Genomic DNA, 19,585 nt, shown 5'->3' on the forward strand with positions numbered 1-19,585 from the left:
CCTTACTCTCTAAAATAATACGCCCTGCGGGTTTTCTTCCGGTGGATCAAGGCAATCCGGCCCATCATAACGCACACTGTTTACCTTTCGGCTTACAGGCCGCCAGTGAAAATGCTGTTCTTCTTCCCAATCAAAGCTGCCCAGGAAATTACGCGGCAGTGGATCATGCAGCGTGAGCCAATCTTCAAATTGTTCAGGCTTCACTACAAGAGGCTTTCGGTGGTGCATACCTTTCATCGTGCCGCTTGAAGCTGCTGTAACGATAGACATTGTTTCAAGCCAGTGATCCCCGTGCGGACCGTGCCACGTGGACCAAATTCCTGCAAAAGCATGCATTTCACCATCCATATGGCTGATAAAATGTGGAACTTTGAGGCCATCAACCGTTTTCCATTCATACCAACCAGTAAAGGGTACCAAACAACGCTTCCGCTTAATACTTGAGCGGAAAGAAGGTTTGGCTTCAATGGTTTCAACCCGTGCGTTAATAAGCGGCTTGTCGCCAATTTCCTTTTTCCATTCAGGCACCAGTCCCCATTCAACAGCCGCAAGCTCACGCACAGCTTTTTCGGTATGGCGTATGATAAGTACAGGTTGGCGCGGCGCGATATTATATCGGTCAGGGATTGGCACAGGTGCGTTCACCTTGAAAACCTGCTCAATTTCCATTGTTGTTGTCTTGAGCGAAAATCTTCCACACATAACGCTTGCCTATGCCCTTTTGCTGAACCAGTATCGGCCTTGTTTTGTAACAAGAAATAGTATGCATATGACTGAGGCAAGTAAAAATCCTGAAAGACCTATAATTGCTGTCGGCGCCGTTGTTATTAATGATGGTAAAGTGTTGATGATCAGGCGCGCGAAACCACCCCGTGAAGGTGAATGGAGCATCCCCGGCGGCAGGCAGGATATCGGTGAAACGGTTGAACATGCGGTTATCCGAGAGGTTAAAGAAGAAACGGGCATTGAGGTAACCATCACTGGTTTTCTGGATGTGATTGATTTTATTGACCGCGCACCAAACGGTGACATGCGCTTTCACTATACACTGCTTGATTATGCAGTTGATGTGATCGGCGGCACGCTTCAGGCTGCAAGTGACGCAAAAGAAGCCCACTTTCTGCCTATTTCAGAAGCACTTGAACTTCCCCTATGGACAGAAACCAAGCGTATCATTACAAAAGCGGCAGAACTTAAAGGCCTGATGTAGGCGAAGAGGAAAACACCAATGGAACCAACACGCCCGTCGCACCGTAGCATCACCGGTATGCTGATCCTTATTTTTGGTCTTTCCGCCTACGCATTTGGTGTGGCCGCAATTGGTGAATTGATCATTAATTGGTCAATTGCCATTCAGTCGATCTATTATTTGATCTTCGGCATTATCTGGATATGGCCAGTTAAATGGCTTCTTAAATGGATGGCAGCTGCCTACAAAGATAACCAAGAGTAAAGAAAAAGCCGCGGCAACCACCGCGGCTTTCTTATGCATCAGATCAGTTCATAAGAACTAGGTGCCCGGTAGTTTATAGTCCTTGAACTGATCACGAAGATCTTTCTTGGAAATCTTACCTGTTGCTGTATGCGGCAGTTCTTCAACTGTTACCACATCATCAGGCATCCACCATTTGGCAATTTTACCGTCCAAGTAAGCAAGCATTTCTTCCTTGGTTACCGTCTGGCCATCCTCTTCCACAATACAGAGAAGTGGGCGCTCATCCCATTTCGGGTGGTAAACACCAATCACGCCCGCTTCAGCAACACCAGGGTGCCCAACGGCTTCGTTTTCAAGGTCGATAGAGCTAATCCACTCCCCGCCGGATTTAATCACGTCTTTCGCACGGTCAGTGATCTGCATAAAGCCGTATTCATCCATCAAGGATACATCGCCAGTATCGAACCAGCCTTCATCGTCGAGGGCTGTTTCACCGGAGCGGTAATATGATTCCACAATCCACGGGCCACGCACCATCAGGCGGCCTGATGATTTACCGTCCCACGGCAGGTGATTACCATCATCATCCTTGATAGCCATCTCAACGCCAAGAACAGGCCGTCCCTGCTTACACTGCACATCCAGCTTTTCTTCGTTGCTGAGTTCAGCAACAGCTGAGTTCTCACTACCCAGGCTACCCAGCGGGCTACATTCTGTCATACCCCACGCGTGGTTCACCCGTACGCCATAATCATCCTGGAAGGTCTGGATCATGCTACGCGGCACAGCAGAACCACCAATGGTCACATCTTTCAGTTCACCACAGTTAAGATCATTTTCTTTCAAATGGCGAAGCATCTGCATCCATACAGTCGGCACAGCCGCCGTCATCGTCACTTTCTCGCGCATGAGCAGCATATGCAGTGTCTCTGGGTCATGATGCGGGCCGTTAAGCACGAGTTTTGAACCCGCAGCCAGCGCCGCATAAGGGATACCCCAAGCGTTCGCATGGAACATAGGCACCACTGGCAGAATAACAGTATGCGCGCCAATGCTCAGAACATCTTTTTGAAGAACAGTCAGCGTGTGCAGGAAGTTAGAACGGTGTGAATATAGCACGCCCTTTGGGTTGCCTGTTGTACCGGATGTGTAACAAAGCCCGCAAGCTGTGTTCTCATCAAGCTGTGGCCATTCATAATTACCGTCTTCTGCTTCAACAAATTCTTCATAGCAGATTACATTCGGCAAGCTGGTTTCTGGCATATGCTCACGGCCAACCATAATCACATAATGTTCGATTGTTTCGAGCATCGGAGCCAGCTTTTCAATAAGCGGCACGAAGGTTACATCAAGGAAGAGGATTTTATCTTCCGCATGGTTCATAATGTAAATAAGCTGCTCGGGGAACAAACGCGGGTTCACTGTGTGTGTCACACCGCCCATACCAGAACCTGCGAACCACAGCTCTACATGGCGGTGTGTGTTCCACGCCAGCGTTGCTACGCGGTCACCTTTTTCAATACCTAAACGCTCCATTGCCTGCGCACATTTACGAGCACGAAGAGCAAGATCTTTGAATGTATAACGAAATTCGCCACCTTCAGGCAGCATAGAAAACACTTCACGGTTTGGGTGGTTAACTTCACCGCTTTCTAACAGTTTGGAAACCAACAATGGCCAATTCTGCATCTGTCCTAGCACTATATCCTCCCCACTAGAAACTTCCTCCGATAAAACAATAGGCCGCGCAGATGTAAATTCAAATCCAATCGTACTGTTTTTTGAAATTTGTCCTTACGGCCTTATTGCGTATCGCTTCCTATGGTCATTATCTGAACACTTATCAGATTATGGTGCAAGCATGAGTTTACATAGCGCAGCATTTGATATGCTACGGAGAATACTGACTTCAACAGGGCGTTTCTTAGCGAGAGATTTTAACTTGCTGAGTTTTACCGTTCGTACGGTTCACGATAAGCAGTAAATCTTCACCGCCTTTTGTACGGAAACGAAGCAGAATTTCATACCCAGATAAGGAAGAAGAGATCAGCTCTGCCCCTTCTGGACGCTCAACTACAAGACCATCATAATTAATGGCATATTGAGACCCTGGTACAAACACGTTCTTTTCTGGTGAAACAATCTGCCCAGCTGCGTTATCTGGAGCACTTGGGGTAGAGATGGCTGCCTCTGAAACAAGCTGCTCTTCTTCAGGCTTTTTCTGATGGTCACCGGCAATAATTTTCATGATGATCAGGCCAAGCATACCCACGATGCCAATACCCAGAATTACCACGACCATAATCAGCCACAGCGGCGCTTTTGGAGCTTCCTCTGCATTTTCTGCATTCTCAGGCGTGACATTTTGAGTATCTGAAGTCATAACAGGTCTCCATGAACGACTTACACGAAATACAAGTTCCAGCAGATAGTGCTGCTACACGGCTTGATAAGCTGCTTGCGGACGCAATGCCAGACATTTCTCGCTCGCGGCTCAAAGCACTTATCAAAGAAGGCAATATTAGCCTGAACGGAAAAGCTGTCACAAGCCCATCTGCAAAGGTAAAAGCGGGCGAGATATATTCTATCACAGTCCCCGAAGCAGAAGATGCTGAACCTCAGGCAGAGAACATACCGCTCGATGTAATTTTCGAAGATGACCACCTGATTGTGGTGAACAAACCCGCAGGTATGGTCGTGCACCCTGCCCCCGGCAGCCCAACAGGTACACTTGTGAATGCCCTTCTACATCACTGTGCAGGATCACTAAGCGGTATTGGCGGCGTGAAGCGCCCCGGTATTGTGCACCGTATTGATAAGGAAACCAGTGGTCTTCTGGTGATGGCAAAACACGACAAGGCACATAACGGGCTTGCAGAACAGTTTGCCGACCATAGTATCGAACGCAAATACACAGCGGTGTGCAGAGGTTTTCCAAATCCGCTTAACGGCCATGTAGAAGGGAACATTGCCCGCCACCCTGTTGACCGTAAACGTATGGCAGTTGCTGAGAACGGCGGCAAATGGGCAAAAACCCACTACCGCACCATCAACACATTCGCGCAAGCCGGTCATGCTATCGCCACTGAAATTGAATGCCAGCTGGAGACAGGCCGCACGCATCAGGTACGCGTTCATATGGCGCATATTGGCAATCCACTGGTAGGTGACCCGGTTTACAATAAAAACAATAAAGTTTCCGCGCAGATTAAAGGCAAACCGCGTGCAGCGCTTCAAAGCTTTAACCGGCAGGCACTTCACGCCCGCTCCCTTGGTTTTATTCATCCTATTGAAGGTAAGCTCTTTAAATTTGAGAGCGAATTACCATATGATATGAAGGAACTACTTGAAGCGCTGGATGCCTATCGGGTTTAGCGTATAATAAGCGTGCAGTTTATCTGGCGTATAACAAAGTTGCTGTGAGGATTTTTATGTCACAAAGTAATTTGCCTACCTTGTCCCCTGAAGGAAGCCTTTCTTCATACCTTCAGGAAATTCGCAAATACCCAATGTTAGAAGCTAATCAGGAATATATGCTCGCCAAAGCATGGGCTGAGCACGAAGATAGTAAAGCTGCACGTACGATGGTAACAAGCCACCTGCGCCTTGTAGCGAAAATTGCTATGGGATACCGCGGTTACGGCCTTCCTGTTGCTGACCTGATTTCCGAGGGTAACGTAGGCATGATGCAAGCGGTAAAACGCTTTGACCCTGAAAAAGGTTTCCGTCTAGCAACATACGCTATGTGGTGGATCAGAGCTGCTATTCAGGAATATATCCTCCGCAGTTGGAGCCTGGTTAAAATCGGTACAACGGCCGCACAGAAGAAACTATTCTTCAACCTGCGCCGCCTTAAAGGCCAGATTTCTGCCGTAGAAGAAGGTGACCTAACCCCTGAAAATGTAACCAAAATCGCTGAAAAGCTAGATGTTGCAGAAGACGACGTGGTTTCCATGAACCGCCGCATGAGTGCGCATGATCATTCCCTGAACGCTCCACTTAAAGCTGATGCTGAAGGGGAATGGCAGGATTGGCTGGTTGATGAAAACCCTGATCAGGAAACCATTGTTGCGGATAACGAAGAACGAGACCAACGGCTACAGCTACTGACGGATGCTATGGAAAATCTGAACGAGCGTGAACGCCACATCCTTACAGAGCGCCGTTTGGCGGAACCTGCTAAAACGCTGGAAGAATTATCCCAACATTATGGTGTAAGCCGCGAACGCGTACGCCAAATTGAAGTTAGAGCATTCGAGAAAGTTCAGAAAGCCATGCGATTGGCAGCTTCAGAAACCGGGATGGGTAATCTGTCATCCCACTAATAGAAAAGCCGGGTTTAGCCCGGCTTTTTATTTATCTCATTGACTGTGGTGCTTGTTGTTGCTGTTGTTGTTCTTCCTTATCACCCAGCACCTCATGCCCCCAAAGCTCCACAAGCCCCTGCTTTTGTGCATTCAGCTTTTTAAGTTTATCCTGCGCCACGGCCTGTAAAAAGAAAGCTGCGACCCAAGGGCCAAGGTAAATCAAAGCATGCCCAAGAACAGCCGCACCCCACATCACCAAAATATTAATCGGATCAAATAAGATGTCCGAGATCAGGTGTGGCTGACTAAGTACGGTGTTGAACTTGAACAGAACCCCGGTAAGATTGGCAAAAGCAACACATTGCAACTTAGCGGATTTATGCTCACCGCTTACCGTAAAAGCCATCACGAATGTAGGCAGCATTCCCGCACCAACCAGCATCGCCAATTCTACTTTAAAAAAGGCAAGTCCAGTAATAAGCATAATAAGCAGAGGTGTTACACCACTATATTCCTGATTACCTCTTCTCCGGCGTCTACGAATTGGCTTCTTGGCTGCCTCAGAGCCTTTTGCCACCTTTTTATTTTTAGGCAGGGATGTTTTCTTTGCCATATCTACCTACCTCCAAAAAACGTAAAGAAACTGATCGTTACCAAACCAAAAAACGCAATCATACGGGCTGCCTGATATCCACGTTTCCGGGCCATGATATCTGTCGGCAGGACCTTACGCATCAATCTGTTTTTCTCGCGTTCAAGTTTGCGTACCAAGTTCGTAGCCTGAGAAAACTCTCTAGCATCAAGAGCTTGTGTTTGAGTAAGCTTAATATCCGAGATAAGTTTAGCAATATCTCCGGATTTCTTGAGTTTCTCAACAGCGGTTTGTACCTGCTCTCTTCGTTTCTTATTTTTGAGTTCACGAATAGAAGGCGCCAACCCATCCACCAGTTTCTCACACAAGTGCGGCAACGCTTCTAACTTCAATCGTTTCTGCAACAAACCAAAGAAATCAGCCGTCAGTGTATTGAACTTGGCCGGATTACTCTGAGATGCTGCCAGATTATTAAACTCACGCTCAAGATCCGTACCATGCGCTGCACAAAAAGCGGCCACATGGCGGTCCAGCAGGATATTTTTACCACCACCCACTGAAGAAAGCCTGTCAAGCGCCCTCATTAACTGTGTTAAAGAACCAATCCAGACACTTTCAAAACGTGAACTAACACAAGGCATAATAGGATTGAGTTCATAAAGAACCCGCTCCATACCACGACCAAGTTGTTTGCTGGGGCCATGATCCAGTGCTTTTTTAATGCTAACAGATTGCACCGCAAAATTTGGATTTCGTTCCGCTACAATTTCAGTAAGCGAATTAAGGATTTTCGCATCAAATATCTCTGATGCCGAAGTCATTGTTTCTCGATCATCACGCGAGAAATATTCAGCAATTAGCCCTGGAAACCCGGAAATATTCAGCGCCATTCCTTTGTAATAAACCGGGCCAGTTGGGTGCAGGAACGAACATACCCGCGACACCATGAAATGATCATCTGACCTTGGCCCACCATATCCTTCTTCAGGTTTGACGTTGATTACTTTTTCCAAACGCTCTGTCATTATTTCATCACGAAGTGAAATCTGCGTCCACGCAGGAAAATCAATGGACTTTAAAAATTTTGCAGCATCAAGAGGATTACGGCCAAAGGCATCTGCCAATAAACGGCGTTCCACATAAGCCACGCCCATAAAGGTTGTAGGCTTGTTCATCGTCCAGGTGGTCATCGTTGTCCGTTTAGGCTTACCAACACCTTCAAACCAATCAAGAATGTCTTCAGCATTCCAGCGTTCATCGAGCGCGTCCGCCATCAGACCTTTGGTTAAAGACCCTAATGCCCCCGGCATCTCCTGACCACCAGCCAACGCCCAATATGATCCCTGATTTATCCGAGCCATCATCAGGCTGTCTCGACTACGATTTTTCAGCAGATCTTGCCCAAAGTACAAACATAATAATGAAGCACCTAGTTGGTAGAAATCCGCATTTACATCGCCTTCACCACGACAGCTTTGGTCAGCGAACGCTAGTTCAAGAGGCTCGAGCCCTGTTGGCAGTTTGTAACCGGCAGGAAAGCTATAACTTTCTCCCAGCACAACTTCATCACTGCCAGGTTCGGCAAAGTACATATTCGTTGGCGCAATATAACGGTGGACCAAACCGCGCTTATGCAATTCAGCAAGCGCCTTCAAAAGGGAAAGTACAACATTATGCCTAAGCTTATTCGGATTAAGTTCAGGGTGTAACGTACCATCAGGCGACAATAACGCACCACCAGTAGGCCTTTTAAAGATAGTTACAAGGCGCTGCTTACGCCCCTTAACATCAACATTCATCAAACCGCGATCTACCGGGTTAACGGCATTTGCGATTGGCCGCGATTTTAGGCTTTTATAAAATTCGTTTCTGATAGGTACAGTAGGGTGATGTACAAACCCATATAAAGGAACGTTAGGCTTCTCTTTATCTTGCACCTCAAAAGCCAAGCCACCATGCGAATTAAATTCAACCAACGGGGCCTTGGCATTCAATACATATCTATCACCAAATGCCGTCTGCCCAGACGGTACTGGCGTCTTCTCTCCACTCAAGCGTATTTCCTCTCACATCCGCTGTGGCTTATAAGTTGTACCCCAAACAACGTATAAGTAGACTATATCACTAAGGAATTGCGTTCTTGTAGATCAATCCTATTATTTCAACAACTCTCAAGCATGTGTCGGAACCCAGATCAATCCGCTTCCAATTAATATAAAAACACTAGTCGGGCTAATTTTTCCACAAAAAAAGCCGCCTAACCAATGGGTTAAACGGCTTTTTATTAAAAATTCAAGCATTTTCTACTTAAAAGGGTCTTTTACAAGTATAGTGTCATCACGCTCAGGGCTTGTTGAAAGAAGTGCTACAGGCACCCCGATAAGCTCTTCAATGCGACGGATATACTTCACTGCTTTTGCAGGAAGGTCTGCCCAGCTACGCGCACCAAATGTTGTTTCATCCCAACCTTCTAGCGTTTCATATACCGGCTCAACATTCGCCTGGTCTTCCATGCCATACGGTAGGTAATCAATCACTTCGCCATTATGCTTGTAGCCCACACAAACTTTAAGTTCTTCAAGGCCATCAAGTACATCAAGCTTTGTAAGCGCGATACCAGTAACACCTCCAACAGCAAGGCTCTGGCGAACAAGAACAGCGTCAAACCAACCACAGCGGCGGCTACGGCCTGTTACAGTACCAAATTCATGGCCTTTTTCACCAAGGAACTGGCCAATTTCATTTTCCTGCTCTGTCGGGAATGGGCCGGAACCAACACGTGTTGTGTAGGCTTTAGTAATACCGAGGACATAATCAAGGCTATCAGGACCTAGGCCAGTACCGCCAGCCGCCTGGCCAGCGATTGTGTTTGATGATGTCACAAACGGGTATGTACCGTGATCAATATCAAGAAGTGTACCTTGCGCACCTTCAAACAGAATGCGCTTACCTTCTTTTTCAGCGTCTTCAAGTGTACGCCATACATTGTTCATGTACGGAAGAATCTCACCAGCAATCTTCATTAGATCGTCAGTAATCTCTTTCGCATCGATTGCGTCGTGGCCAAGACCTTTGCGAAGAGCATTATGGTGCGTCAGCGCTACTTCAAGGCGCGCTTCCACAAGCTCACGAGACTGAAGATCACAAATACGAAGTGCCCGGCGACCAACCTTATCTTCATAAGCTGGGCCGATACCACGGCGCGTTGTGCCAATTTTAACACCCTTTGTTGCATCTTCGCGAAGCGCATCAAGCTCACGGTGATAAGGCATAATCAGCGTAGCGTTTGCTGCGATCTGAAGTGTTTTAGGGTTAATTTCAACACCCTGACCACGAAGCGTATCGATCTCTTTGAGAAGCGCCCACGGGTCAACAACAACACCGTTACCAATAACACTTACTTTACCGCCACGTACGATACCTGATGGTAGTAGTGATAGCTTGTAAACATTACCGTCGATCACAAGAGTATGGCCGGCATTATGACCACCTTGGAAACGTGCAACAACTTCCGCACGCTCACAGAGCCAATCAACAATTTTGCCCTTGCCTTCGTCGCCCCATTGGGTACCGACTACAACAACGTTGCCCATGCCAAATTCCCTTCAAATAAGATTTGCCTCTGCTTACATTCCACTGAGAGGCTTAAATAGCGCTGATTGCGCCTTTCGCATAAACGTGGCTACACCCTAGCCGAGCCGCTTCTTTCTCGAAATCTGACCCATCTGTCAAGCCCTGAATCGTTCTAAAGCCCTCTTCACGCAATTTCTTACCCTCAGATGCATCGGTTCCTTTTGGAAGGTAAACCCTGCTAACAGGCTGTAATGGCTCAACTGCACCCATCAAACTATCCAGATACACAGAAAAACCTGTTGCATCTTCTGCGTGCCCATCAGGATGAATAACCTGGTAGCGACCACCTCTTCCTAGCTCACTGGACCCACCTTTTGCAAATAAGGCGAAACCGATTCCCGTCTTATACTCAAAACCGTGGGTTTCGCATGGGTCGGCCGTAATCTGCATATCAGGCAGGCGCTTACCAAGCATTTCAACAAGTGATGCGAGGCGTTTTACAAGCTTGCCAGCTTCTCCATTCAATTCGAGAGCAGAAAGAACCTCAACTGCATCTTCAGCAGGTCCTGCTGCCGAAAGTAGTTTTTCAAAAATCGCACGAGGTTCTGGCGCTAATTCCGCCAGCGCCCCAATATCCTTGGCATCAAGTGCTTCAAGAACATGATCTTTTACATTCAATTCTAGTCCAAAACCGTCGCAAAGCATCGCAGCAAGCGGTGCAATAGTTAGGTCAAGCGTGAGATCAGCAATTCCCACAGCCTCAAGAGCTTCAACGGAAATAGCGATCACTTCAAGTTCAGCATCGATTGCGTCGCTGCCTACAAGCTCGACACCAGCTTGAATGAACTGGCGATCAGGCCTGATCTGGCTGCCTTTAGTGCGCAATACACTACCGGCATACGCAAGCCTGAGCGGTCGTGGGCTATCTGCAAGACGAGTAGCCGCAAGACGCGCCATCTGAATGGTCATATCCGCCCTTACAGCCATCATACGCTGTGTGTCAGGATCCATCAGGCGGAACATTTGCTTGCCTTTGGTGCTACCCGCGCCAACAAGCAGGCTGTCTTCATATTCGACAACCGGGGGAGAAACCCTGTCATGACCATGAGAAAGGAAGGTATCCACAAGTTTACGTACTAGTGTTGCTTCCTGTTCAGCCTTTGGTGCAAGCTGATCACGAAACCCTTCTGGCAACAATGCCTGACGGGCATATGCACTTCCCGCCACTTTCTTTGAAGGCCCATTCATGGGGTTACTCCCTGATGTTTAAACGAACGCCATTAGAAATTAAGGCGTTTTGCCTGACGTACATGCGCAAGTGCAGCCAATTGGTCAAGCACTATATCCTTAAGTGGTTGGTCAACCGCAACTAATGCGACCGCCTCTTCGCCTTCAATACGGCGGCCAAGGGCAAATGTCGCCACGTTTACACCGTTATAACCAAGAAGTGACCCGAGGGCACCGATAAAGCCCGGCTTATCATCATTCACAATATAGAGCATGCTAGGTGCAAGTTCTGCCTCAAGGCGGACACCATCTACATCCACAAGGCGCGGTGAACCATTGGCAAAAAGTGTTCCAGCGACCGTACGTTCACCACGATCCGTTTCCACTGTCAGGCGTACAAGGGTGTGATAGTCGCCTTCCCTATCGTGTTTCACTTCAGTGATCTGGATATTACGTTCTTTGGCAATCACTGGCGCGTTCACCATATTCACACTGCTCATCAGCGGAGACAAAAGACCTTCAAGCATCACTGCACTCAGCGGGTTCGTATTCAATGTTGCTGCATGACCTTCATACTCAATAACCACACGCTTCAGGCCCGTTTCCGTAATCTGCCCGGCGAATGCACCAACCTGCTCAACAAGCGCCATATAAGGCTTCAATTTCGGAGCTTCTTCCGCGGTGATAGATGGCATATTAAGCGCATTTGTCACACCACCGGTTAATAGATACTCAGCCATTTGCTCGGCAACTTGCAGCGCAACATTCACCTGCGCTTCAGAGGTAGATGCACCAAGGTGTGGCGTACAAATAACCTTTTCATGGCCAAAAAGTGGGTTTTCTTTAGCAGGTTCCACTTCAAACACATCGAGCGCCGCACCAGCTACTTTACCAGCATCCAAAGCTTCAAGAAGGGCTGGCTCATCTACAAGACCGCCGCGAGCACAGTTTACAATGCGCACGCCGTCCTTCATCTTCTTGAAGGCGTCTTTACCCACAACACCCCGTGTCTGGTCAGTAAGCGGCGTGTGAAGACTGATAACATCCGCGCGCTCAAACAGTTCATCAAGTTCCACTTTTGTAATGCCTAGATCAGCTGCGCGCTCCACCGCCAGATAAGGGTCAAACGCAATAACCTTCATCTTCAGACCAAGAGCCCGATCCGCAACCACGGAACCAATGTTACCACAACCGATAAGGCCAAGTGTTTTGCCTGTAAGTTCCATTCCCATGAACTTAGACTTTTCCCACTTACCTTCATGAGTAGACGCATTTGCCTGCGGGATTTGGCGGCAAAGGGCCATCATCATACTGATTGCATGTTCTGCCGTGGTGATAGAGTTACCAAACGGCGTATTCATTACCACCACACCGTTGTTTGTCGCCTCGGGGACATCGATGTTATCCACACCAATACCAGCACGGCCAATAACCTTAAGGTTCTTTGCGGCCTTCAATACATTAGGCGTTACCTTAGTGGCGGAACGGATAGCTAAGCCATCGTAATCGCCGATAATTTCAATCAGCTCTTCTTTGCTCAGCCCCGGCTTGAAATCAACTTCAACACCGCGCTCTTTGAATGTTTGCTCTGCAAGTGGGCTCATTTTGTCAGAAATCAGTACCTTAGGCATGATCCAACCCTTTCATAAAATCTCAAATCTTTTGTTTGGGAAAGGCCGAGTGTCCCGACCTTGATCAGTCTAGGTGCCGATTATTCGGCAAATGAAGCTTTAACTTCTGCATAGGCCCAATCGAGCCACTCTGTAAGAATGGCAAGATCGGAAGCATCGACTGTAGCGCCCGCCCAGATACGCAGGCCCGGAGGTGCATCACGGTATGCGCCAATATCAAACGCCACACCTTCTTCATCCAGTAGAGCTGCGAGTTTCTTCGGCACTGCCGCTTGCGCCTCAGCATCCAAGCCTGCAAGCCAGGGGTCTTTCACCTTCAGGCAAACTGAGGTGTTGGAGATCGTTGTTGCATCTTCCGCAAGCAGCGCCGCCCAATCAGATGTTTCCACCCAATCCGAAATTGCTTTAAGATTCGCTTCAGAACGCGCAATCAATCCATTAAGACCGCCAAGAGCATCAGCCCATTCAAGCGCATCAATATAATCTTCCACACACAGCATGGATGGCGTGTTGATTGTGGCACCGGTGAAGATACCCTCAATCAGTTTTCCACCTTTCGTAAGGCGGAAAATTTTTGGCATAGGCCACGCTGGTGTATAGCTCTCAAGGCGTTCAACAGCACGCGGGGAGAGAATAAGCACACCGTGAGCACCTTCACCGCCCAGTACTTTCTGCCAGCTATATGTGGTTACATCCAATTTGTCCCACGGCAGATCCATAGCGAACGCTGCCGACGTGGCATCACAAATTGTCAGGCCTTCACGGTCATCCTTGATCCAGTCAGCATTCGGAACTTTCACGCCAGATGTTGTACCATTCCATGTGAACACGACATCGCGGTCAGTATCTACTGCGCCAAGATCAGGGAGTTTGCCGTAATCGGCTTCAAAAATTCTTACATCATCAAGCTTAAGCTGCTTGGAAACATCGGTTATCCAGCCCTTACCAAAGCTTTCCCACGCCAGCATATCAACACCGCGTGCACCAAGAAGCGACCATAATGCAGCTTCAACTGCACCAGTATCAGACGCAGGCATAATGCCGATGCGGTAATCATCTGGTACACCAAGGATTTCACGAGTTTTTTCTAAAGCATACGCGAGCCGGGCTTTACCGGGCTTAGAACGATGTGAACGCCCAAGAAGAGCGTTTTTAAGAACATCCTGTGTCCAACCAGGACGTTTAGCGCACGGACCAGAGCTAAACTCCGGGCGCACGGGTGCCTTTAGTGGCTTTGTCATGTCTCTAACCTTCCAGTTAGTTGCGCCTCGTTGGGGAGGCGTGTCCCAATACAAGTGCTGACCTCGCAGACAACTGCTTCCCAGTTGGGGGAAGTACCAAGGCCGGAGATATGTGAAATATTAGGAATAGTCAACTAAGTATTTTTGAAAGATTTAAGAAGTTTTCTTGCCACTCATCAAAACCGCTTTGGAAACAAAGGGATTCTATTTCTGCGCCGTATCACTGAACGGGCCAACAATAACGTAAATCAAATTAAAGGCTTCAAGATGCCACGTTCAGTGACTTTACCCGTAATAATCTCCACCGCTCTCGTAATCACCGCCTGTTCAGGCAAGAACGAACGGCCTGATAAACAGCAACACACCAGAAACATTGAAAGCCGGTATCAAGAATTTATACAGCGCTGGGATTTAGACACAGATGGTCTCGTCACCTGCAAAGATACTGTTAAGAAAAATAAAGCTCTATTTACACAGTTGGATTTGGATAAAAACCTGGTCGTCACCCGCCGGGAATTCGGTGAAATCATGTTTCATGATAAAAGCTACCGTTTCATCCCCTTTGAACAAATAGATAACAATGCTGACGGCGTAATCAGCGAAGCAGAATTTGCGAACACCCCAAATCATATCTTCACCCGTTTCGATAAAGACGGAAACTGCAATGTCTCAAAACAAGAGTTCGCCATTGCCGCTAAAGAAATCGCATCAGAGAGACGTCGCAGTAAGGGGCAAGGCAGAAGACCTGGAGGAAAAGGCGGTGGCCGCGGCAAGCCTCAAGGCACATTTTAACCACACTTAATCGTTAGAGCAGGATGATTGTAAATACTGTTGACACACCCGCAGGTTTCCTGCTCCATTCATGGAAGTGATTAATTATATGGTTGGCAACTGTGCATAAAAACAAGCTGTTCATTTCAATTTCTACCGCCTGCATTCTTCTTGGTGCTTGCAGCAAAAAGGATATTGATCCAATTACCCAAATCCCACCTGCACGGGCGGAACAGATTTACAACCGTGTTGTTCGCGAGTGGGATGAGAATAAAGACGGTAAAGCCAGCTGCGAAGATGTCGCTGTTCGCCGAAGAGCTTTGTTTAAAGTTGTAGATGCAGATAAAAGCGGTGATCTATGGCCTGGTGAATACCGTTTAGCCAAATTTGAAGATCGTTCTTTCCATTTCTTTGAGTTCCCTAAAGCGGATGTAGACGAATCCGGCCGTATCGAACTTGATGAATTTATCGCTATTCCACCAAGCCGTTTCCAAGGCTTTGATGCTGACAGTGATTGTCTGATTTCAAAGGAAGAAGCGCTACGCGCTGAAATCGCTGCCATCAGAAGTGGGGAAAGACGTCGTTCTGCTAAATCAGAAAAGAATAAGAAAAACGACGAAAAAGTAGAAGAACTGCTCCCTATTCCTGATTAGGAAGCAGCTATTTTACCTAGCCGTGGCCGTATTAGCGGCCACTTGGGCCATCCGGTGCACATCTTTTGCAAACTCTGCCCAGAATTCAGCGCCTAACTGATCAATTGAGCGTGTTTCCGCATTCATGAGCATCACATGGCCTACACCGTGCTTCTTGGAAAAACCCACAAGACTACGGAAACCAGCAACACCACCCGCGTGAAGAACAATTTCTTCACCACCAATCTGGTATATTCTCCAGCCATAACCATAATGCGCATCTTCAAGCACTGGCCGCCAAACGCGCTTGTTCATCTCGCGTTTGGTACGTATGCGCTTAGCTGTCACCATATTCAGAACTTCTTCACTAAGCACATCTGTGTTTGACCCCATATGTGCCCGAACCCATTTAGCCAAATCAGTGATACTTGCATTCACACCGGCCGCGGGTGCCACATTATAGTAATTCTCTTTCACCCGGCTTCGGTACCACCCTTTGCGTGTAAGCACATGTGGCTCCGCCCGGTTTGATGTTTTAAGGAAGCCTTGCAAGCCAAGAGAAGCAGTTTCCATATTGAGTGGCTTTAGGATACGTTCCTCAACAAGCGCTTCATATGGCTTACCTGTTCGCTTCTCAATCACTGGCTCGATGAAACTGAAAACAATATTCTGATAACCGTAACAGTTCCCAGGCTTACAAATAGGTTTCAGCCTTTTAAAGCGCGGAATAATTTTCTGAAGAGACCAACCATCCTCTAGCATGTTGTCATATGCATTAGGCGTAAGCCCTGTGCTGTGGCTCAGTAGGTGGTCAATCGTGAGCTTTTCCGCGTGCCCCGGTGTCTTGAGCTTGAAGTTAGGCACATACATGGAAACTTTATCGTCCCACGAAAGTTTGCCTTCCGCTACCAAAAGAGCTGTTAAATCTGCAGCAAAGGTTTTGGAAACAGATGCCAAACGGAAAACTGTATTGCTATCAACAGGATTTTGTGTGCCAAGACTGCGCCTGCCGTAACCTTTGGTTTTAACAATTTTGCCGTCTTTGATAATAGCATAGGCAGCCCCCGGTACTTTATGCTTCTTCACAGCAGCCCGGAATTTACTATCAAAATCAGTAATAGCATCAGCTGATACCGCCGATGTGGCAGCTCCCACCAATAGCGCTAAAGCCGAAATATGATTAACAATTTTCCCCACAAACTTTCTCATATACGTCGATCAACTACTCAAAAATCTAATAACAGCACGTGCGAACATATCCGGCTTTTCTGCATGAAGCCAATGTCCTGTATTTTCTATTGTGCGAACAGCGGCTTGTGGAAACAAGCCTAAAATTGCATCACGGTGTTCCGCCTGCACATATTCTGAATTGCCACCGCGCATAAACAGCACTGGCTTTTCAAACGGTCCGCCATGCATTGCTGCAGCAATGTTATGATACTCATCAACAATTGCTGGAAGGTTCACACGCCATGCCCATGTACCTTCTTCTGTTCTGCGCCAATTCGTAAGAAGGAATGAAAGAACCGCAGGCTCACTTTCATAAGCCATTAAAATTTCTTCAGCACCTTTGCGAGATTGAGGGCTCTGCTCAGCCACTTCCTGCATACCTTTGAGGATACTATCGTGATGCGCACCGTATTTTACCGGTGCAATATCACCCACAATCAGCTTCTTAACACGTTCAGGATAAGAAAGTGCCAGCTGCATAGCGGCTTTACCGCCCATTGAATGTCCCAGCACATAAGCTTCACTGATGCTTTCCTTGTCCATCACACGGATAACATCCTCAGCCATTTCAGAATAACTCATGCCACCATCGTGCGGGCTGCGGCCATGGTTGCGCATATCAACAGAGATCACCTGATACTGTTCTTCAAATAATCGCGCGATACCACCAAGATTATCCGCTGATCCAAACAAGCCGTGCAGTAACAATAATGGTTCGCCCTCGCCTCTTATTCTGTAGAAAAGATCCATACTCTAACTCCGTACATAAGCATGGCCCAAAGGCCCATGCCCGGCACCTAACTGAGGGGCCATTTTAATAGCATCATAAACAAAGGAATGTGCCGCGAAAAAGGCATCCTCTACGGCTTCACCTTTTGAAAGCTCCGCAGCCATAACACTTGCAAACGTACAGCCCGTACCGTGGGTATGACGTGTATCAATTTTTTCCGCTTCAGCTACATATTCGTCACCATCTGCGGTCACCAGTAAATCCGTCAGTTTATCAGCTTTAAGGTGCCCACCTTTCATACAAACTGATTGCGCGCCAAGTGCTATAATTTTTTCAGCAGCTTCACGCATATCGTCAACACCACTGATTTTCATATCCGTTAATACTTCCGCTTCGGGAATATTAGGGGTCACTACCGTCGCACGAGGTAGCAGCTCGGCCTTCATAGCTTCAACTGCTTCAGCCTTTAAAAGTTGGTCCCCGGATGTTGCCACCATCACTGGGTCCACCACCAATTGGCCATTATAGGATTCTTCAGCAAGAGAAACTGTCACCGCATTAATAAGCTCTGCATCATGAAGCATGCCTGTTTTCAGGCAATCTGCGCCAATGTCAGACAGTACAGATTTAATCTGCGCTTTTACGAAATCGGGATCGATGGGCAACACATCGGTTACACCGAGTGTATTTTGAACGGTTAGCGCGGTAATGGCTGATGCCGCATAAGCCCTCATCATGGTCACAGCTTTAATATCTGCCTGAATTCCAGCACCACCAGATGGGTCCGAACCCGCGATGATTAAAACTCGACCGTTTTGCGGCATTATACTGCGGCCTCAACTTCACGGCAGATACTGTCAACAACCTGTTCCACAAGTTGAGCATCATCACCCTCCGCCATCACACGTACAAGGGGTTCCGTGCCAGACTTACGGATAACAAGGCGTCCAGAACCGTTTAAACGCTCTTCTGCATCAGCGATACTTGCTTTCACATTATCGGCCTCTAGAGGATCACCGCCACTGTAGCGAACATTCTTTAAAAGCTGAGGCACTCGATCAAACTGTTTACAGGCTTTGGAAGCCTTGAGGCCAGACTGTTTGATCTCTGTCATCACCTGTAAGGCAGATACAAGCCCGTCACCCGTTGTGCAGAAATCACTAAGCACCACATGACCAGATTGTTCACCGCCAACATTGAAGCCAGATTTACGCATTTCTTCGACGACATACCTGTCACCAACTTTGGTACGCGCGAGCGTTAGACCTTCAGATTCCAGAAGGCGCTCAAGACCAAGGTTTGACATCACCGTAGCAACAAGCCCACGTCCTTTCAGAATACCGCGCTTGTGCCAGTTACGGGTGATAAGTGCCATAATCTGGTCACCATCAATGATCTCGCCATTTTCATCACAAAGGATCAAACGATCTGCATCACCGTCCAGAGCAATACCAAGATCAGCTCCTTCTGCGACAACCCGTTTACACATTTCTTCAGGATGCGTAGAGCCACACTTTTCATTGATATTAAAACCGTCTGGCGTAACGCCCATTGCAATAACTTCAGCGCCCAATTCCCATAGTACAGTTGGTGCTACCTTATAAGCAGCTCCATTTGCACAATCGACAACAACTTTAAGCCCTTCAAAACGAACACCTACAGGCACAGTTGCTTTGGCGAATTCAACGTAACGACCTCTGGCATCCTCTAATCGCTGTGCGCTTCCGAGCCGTTCCGCAGGCACCAATACATCATTGGTTTCGCCGTCAATAATGCTTTCAATTTCCAGCTCTTGTTCATCACACAGCTTGAAACCGTCAGGGCCAAAGAATTTAATACCATTATCATAATGGGGGTTATGGCTCGCTGAGATCATCACGCCTAGATCAGCCCGCAGAGACTTCACCAACATAGCAACGGCCGGGGTTGGCATTGGGCCAACCATAATCACATCCATACCTGCAGCTACAAAACCTGAGGCAAGCGCCGGTTCGAGCATATAACCGGAACGGCGGGTATCCTTACCAATTACCACCCGGTGAACATGGTCACCACGGCGGAAAACCCGACCCGCAGCCAAACCAATTTTCAGTGCCATATCAGGTGTTAATGCACCTTGATTGACTGTTCCTCGAATACCATCCGTACCAAAATATTTACGGCTCATTGAGTGCCCTCAAATCAATAAATTAAAATTTCAGAGTGATTCTAACAGC

Annotated in this window: 19 protein-coding genes; 6 read left to right on the forward strand and 13 right to left on the reverse strand. The window is 47.6% G+C overall.

Translation table 11 applies throughout. The annotated features are described in order from the left end of the window. Positions 1-9 precede the first annotated feature (9 nt). Positions 10-702: an SOS response-associated peptidase gene (locus tag MF542_RS03970; RefSeq protein WP_247016198.1), complete on the reverse strand. Its 693-nt coding sequence runs from the start codon at positions 700-702 to the stop codon at positions 10-12. A 61-nt stretch (positions 703-763) separates the two neighbouring features. On the opposite strand from MF542_RS03970, the gene MF542_RS03975 reads away from it, so the two are divergent. After that, positions 764-1,210, forward strand: coding sequence for an NUDIX hydrolase (locus MF542_RS03975; RefSeq protein ID WP_247016200.1), 447 nt, complete (start codon positions 764-766; stop codon positions 1,208-1,210). A gap of 18 nt (positions 1,211-1,228) precedes the next feature. After that, positions 1,229-1,453 (forward strand): DUF2842 domain-containing protein, encoded by a 225-nt coding sequence (locus tag MF542_RS03980; protein WP_247016202.1) that lies wholly within the window; start codon positions 1,229-1,231, stop codon positions 1,451-1,453. Positions 1,454-1,510: 57 nt separating this feature from the next. Here MF542_RS03980 and MF542_RS03985 read toward each other — a convergent pair whose 3' ends face one another. Both MF542_RS03985 and MF542_RS03990 read right to left on the reverse strand, forming a co-directional pair. Then, a complete protein-coding gene (locus MF542_RS03985; protein WP_247016204.1) occupies positions 1,511-3,136 on the reverse strand; it encodes a long-chain-fatty-acid--CoA ligase in 1,626 nt (541 codons plus the stop codon). 223 nt (positions 3,137-3,359) lie between these two features. Further along, a complete protein-coding gene (locus MF542_RS03990; protein WP_247016206.1) occupies positions 3,360-3,818 on the reverse strand; it encodes a flagellar basal body-associated FliL family protein in 459 nt (152 codons plus the stop codon). 11 nt (positions 3,819-3,829) lie between these two features. Here MF542_RS03990 and MF542_RS03995 point away from each other — a divergent pair, with 11 nt between their 5' ends. Together MF542_RS03995 and rpoH are read left to right on the forward strand one after the other, a co-directional pair. After that, positions 3,830-4,810 carry an RluA family pseudouridine synthase gene (locus tag MF542_RS03995; protein ID WP_247016208.1) on the forward strand — a complete coding sequence of 327 codons (981 nt, stop codon included), beginning with the start codon at positions 3,830-3,832 and terminating at the stop codon, positions 4,808-4,810. Positions 4,811-4,866: 56 nt separating this feature from the next. Then, a complete protein-coding gene (rpoH, locus tag MF542_RS04000; RefSeq protein WP_247016210.1) occupies positions 4,867-5,760 on the forward strand; it encodes an RNA polymerase sigma factor RpoH in 894 nt (297 codons plus the stop codon). A gap of 31 nt (positions 5,761-5,791) precedes the next feature. On the opposite strand, the gene MF542_RS04005 is transcribed toward rpoH, so the two are convergent. The 6 genes from MF542_RS04005 to MF542_RS04030 all read right to left on the reverse strand — a co-directional run bounded on the left by MF542_RS04005 (position 5,792) and on the right by MF542_RS04030 (position 14,006). Further along, positions 5,792-6,355, reverse strand: coding sequence for a hypothetical protein (locus MF542_RS04005; protein WP_247016211.1), 564 nt, complete (start codon positions 6,353-6,355; stop codon positions 5,792-5,794). A gap of 2 nt (positions 6,356-6,357) precedes the next feature. Next, positions 6,358-8,388, reverse strand: coding sequence for a protein kinase family protein (locus MF542_RS04010; RefSeq protein WP_247016213.1), 2,031 nt, complete (start codon positions 8,386-8,388; stop codon positions 6,358-6,360). Between the two features lie 249 nt (positions 8,389-8,637). Further along, positions 8,638-9,927 carry an adenylosuccinate synthase gene (locus MF542_RS04015; RefSeq protein ID WP_247016215.1) on the reverse strand — a complete coding sequence of 430 codons (1,290 nt, stop codon included), beginning with the start codon at positions 9,925-9,927 and terminating at the stop codon, positions 8,638-8,640. A gap of 52 nt (positions 9,928-9,979) precedes the next feature. Beyond that, positions 9,980-11,155, reverse strand: a complete 1,176-nt coding sequence (locus MF542_RS04020) for an ATP phosphoribosyltransferase regulatory subunit (protein WP_247016217.1) — start codon at positions 11,153-11,155, stop codon at positions 9,980-9,982. 32 nt (positions 11,156-11,187) lie between these two features. Further along, positions 11,188-12,765, reverse strand: a complete 1,578-nt coding sequence (gene serA / locus MF542_RS04025; RefSeq protein WP_247016219.1) for a phosphoglycerate dehydrogenase — start codon at positions 12,763-12,765, stop codon at positions 11,188-11,190. Positions 12,766-12,845: 80 nt separating this feature from the next. Continuing rightward, a complete protein-coding gene (locus MF542_RS04030; RefSeq protein WP_247016221.1) occupies positions 12,846-14,006 on the reverse strand; it encodes a phosphoserine transaminase in 1,161 nt (386 codons plus the stop codon). 144 nt (positions 14,007-14,150) lie between these two features. Here MF542_RS04030 and MF542_RS04035 point away from each other — a divergent pair, with 144 nt between their 5' ends. Together MF542_RS04035 and MF542_RS04040 are read left to right on the forward strand one after the other, a co-directional pair. After that, positions 14,151-14,798 (forward strand): EF-hand domain-containing protein, encoded by a 648-nt coding sequence (locus MF542_RS04035; protein WP_247016223.1) that lies wholly within the window; start codon positions 14,151-14,153, stop codon positions 14,796-14,798. A gap of 101 nt (positions 14,799-14,899) precedes the next feature. Continuing rightward, positions 14,900-15,430 carry an EF-hand domain-containing protein gene (locus tag MF542_RS04040; RefSeq protein WP_247016225.1) on the forward strand — a complete coding sequence of 177 codons (531 nt, stop codon included), beginning with the start codon at positions 14,900-14,902 and terminating at the stop codon, positions 15,428-15,430. 12 nt (positions 15,431-15,442) lie between these two features. Here the strand turns inward: MF542_RS04040 and MF542_RS04045 are convergent, their stop codons facing one another. Genes MF542_RS04045 through glmM form a run of 4 tightly spaced genes read right to left on the reverse strand, consistent with a single transcriptional unit; the run spans position 15,443 to position 19,536 of the window. Next, on the reverse strand, positions 15,443-16,606 hold the full coding sequence (locus MF542_RS04045; protein WP_247016227.1) for a serine hydrolase domain-containing protein: 1,164 nt from the start codon (positions 16,604-16,606) through the stop codon (positions 15,443-15,445). Positions 16,607-16,627: 21 nt separating this feature from the next. Beyond that, entirely contained in the window at positions 16,628-17,389 is a 762-nt protein-coding gene (locus MF542_RS04050; protein WP_247016229.1) for an alpha/beta fold hydrolase, read from the reverse strand. 3 nt (positions 17,390-17,392) lie between these two features. Continuing rightward, positions 17,393-18,193, reverse strand: a complete 801-nt coding sequence (gene thiD / locus MF542_RS04055) for a bifunctional hydroxymethylpyrimidine kinase/phosphomethylpyrimidine kinase (RefSeq protein ID WP_247016231.1) — start codon at positions 18,191-18,193, stop codon at positions 17,393-17,395. Continuing rightward, positions 18,193-19,536 (reverse strand): phosphoglucosamine mutase, encoded by a 1,344-nt coding sequence (gene glmM, locus MF542_RS04060; protein WP_247016233.1) that lies wholly within the window; start codon positions 19,534-19,536, stop codon positions 18,193-18,195. The genes thiD and glmM overlap by 1 nt, the downstream gene beginning before the upstream one ends. Positions 19,537-19,585 lie beyond the last annotated feature (49 nt).

This window comes from Kordiimonas laminariae (genome assembly GCF_023008165.1).
Taxonomy (GTDB): Bacteria; Pseudomonadota; Alphaproteobacteria; order Sphingomonadales; family Kordiimonadaceae; genus Kordiimonas; species Kordiimonas laminariae.

Bases quoted from the DNA above. Each gene is read 5' to 3' on its own strand.
- MF542_RS03970 (WP_247016198.1), bottom strand. From the start codon at position 702: ATGTGTGGAAGATTTTCGCTCAAGACAACAACAATGGAAATTGAGCAG.
- MF542_RS03975 (WP_247016200.1), top strand. From the start codon at position 764: ATGCATATGACTGAGGCAAGTAAAAATCCTGAAAGACCTATAATTGCT.
- MF542_RS03980 (WP_247016202.1), top strand. From the start codon at position 1,229: ATGGAACCAACACGCCCGTCGCACCGTAGCATCACCGGTATGCTGATC.
- MF542_RS03990 (WP_247016206.1), bottom strand. From the start codon at position 3,818: ATGACTTCAGATACTCAAAATGTCACGCCTGAGAATGCAGAAAATGCA.
- MF542_RS03995 (WP_247016208.1), top strand. From the start codon at position 3,830: ATGAACGACTTACACGAAATACAAGTTCCAGCAGATAGTGCTGCTACA.
- rpoH (WP_247016210.1), top strand. From the start codon at position 4,867: ATGTCACAAAGTAATTTGCCTACCTTGTCCCCTGAAGGAAGCCTTTCT.
- MF542_RS04005 (WP_247016211.1), bottom strand. From the start codon at position 6,355: ATGGCAAAGAAAACATCCCTGCCTAAAAATAAAAAGGTGGCAAAAGGC.
- MF542_RS04015 (WP_247016215.1), bottom strand. From the start codon at position 9,927: ATGGGCAACGTTGTTGTAGTCGGTACCCAATGGGGCGACGAAGGCAAG.
- MF542_RS04020 (WP_247016217.1), bottom strand. From the start codon at position 11,155: ATGAATGGGCCTTCAAAGAAAGTGGCGGGAAGTGCATATGCCCGTCAG.
- serA (WP_247016219.1), bottom strand. From the start codon at position 12,765: ATGCCTAAGGTACTGATTTCTGACAAAATGAGCCCACTTGCAGAGCAA.
- MF542_RS04030 (WP_247016221.1), bottom strand. From the start codon at position 14,006: ATGACAAAGCCACTAAAGGCACCCGTGCGCCCGGAGTTTAGCTCTGGT.
- MF542_RS04050 (WP_247016229.1), bottom strand. From the start codon at position 17,389: ATGGATCTTTTCTACAGAATAAGAGGCGAGGGCGAACCATTATTGTTA.
- thiD (WP_247016231.1), bottom strand. From the start codon at position 18,193: ATGCCGCAAAACGGTCGAGTTTTAATCATCGCGGGTTCGGACCCATCT.
- glmM (WP_247016233.1), bottom strand. From the start codon at position 19,536: ATGAGCCGTAAATATTTTGGTACGGATGGTATTCGAGGAACAGTCAAT.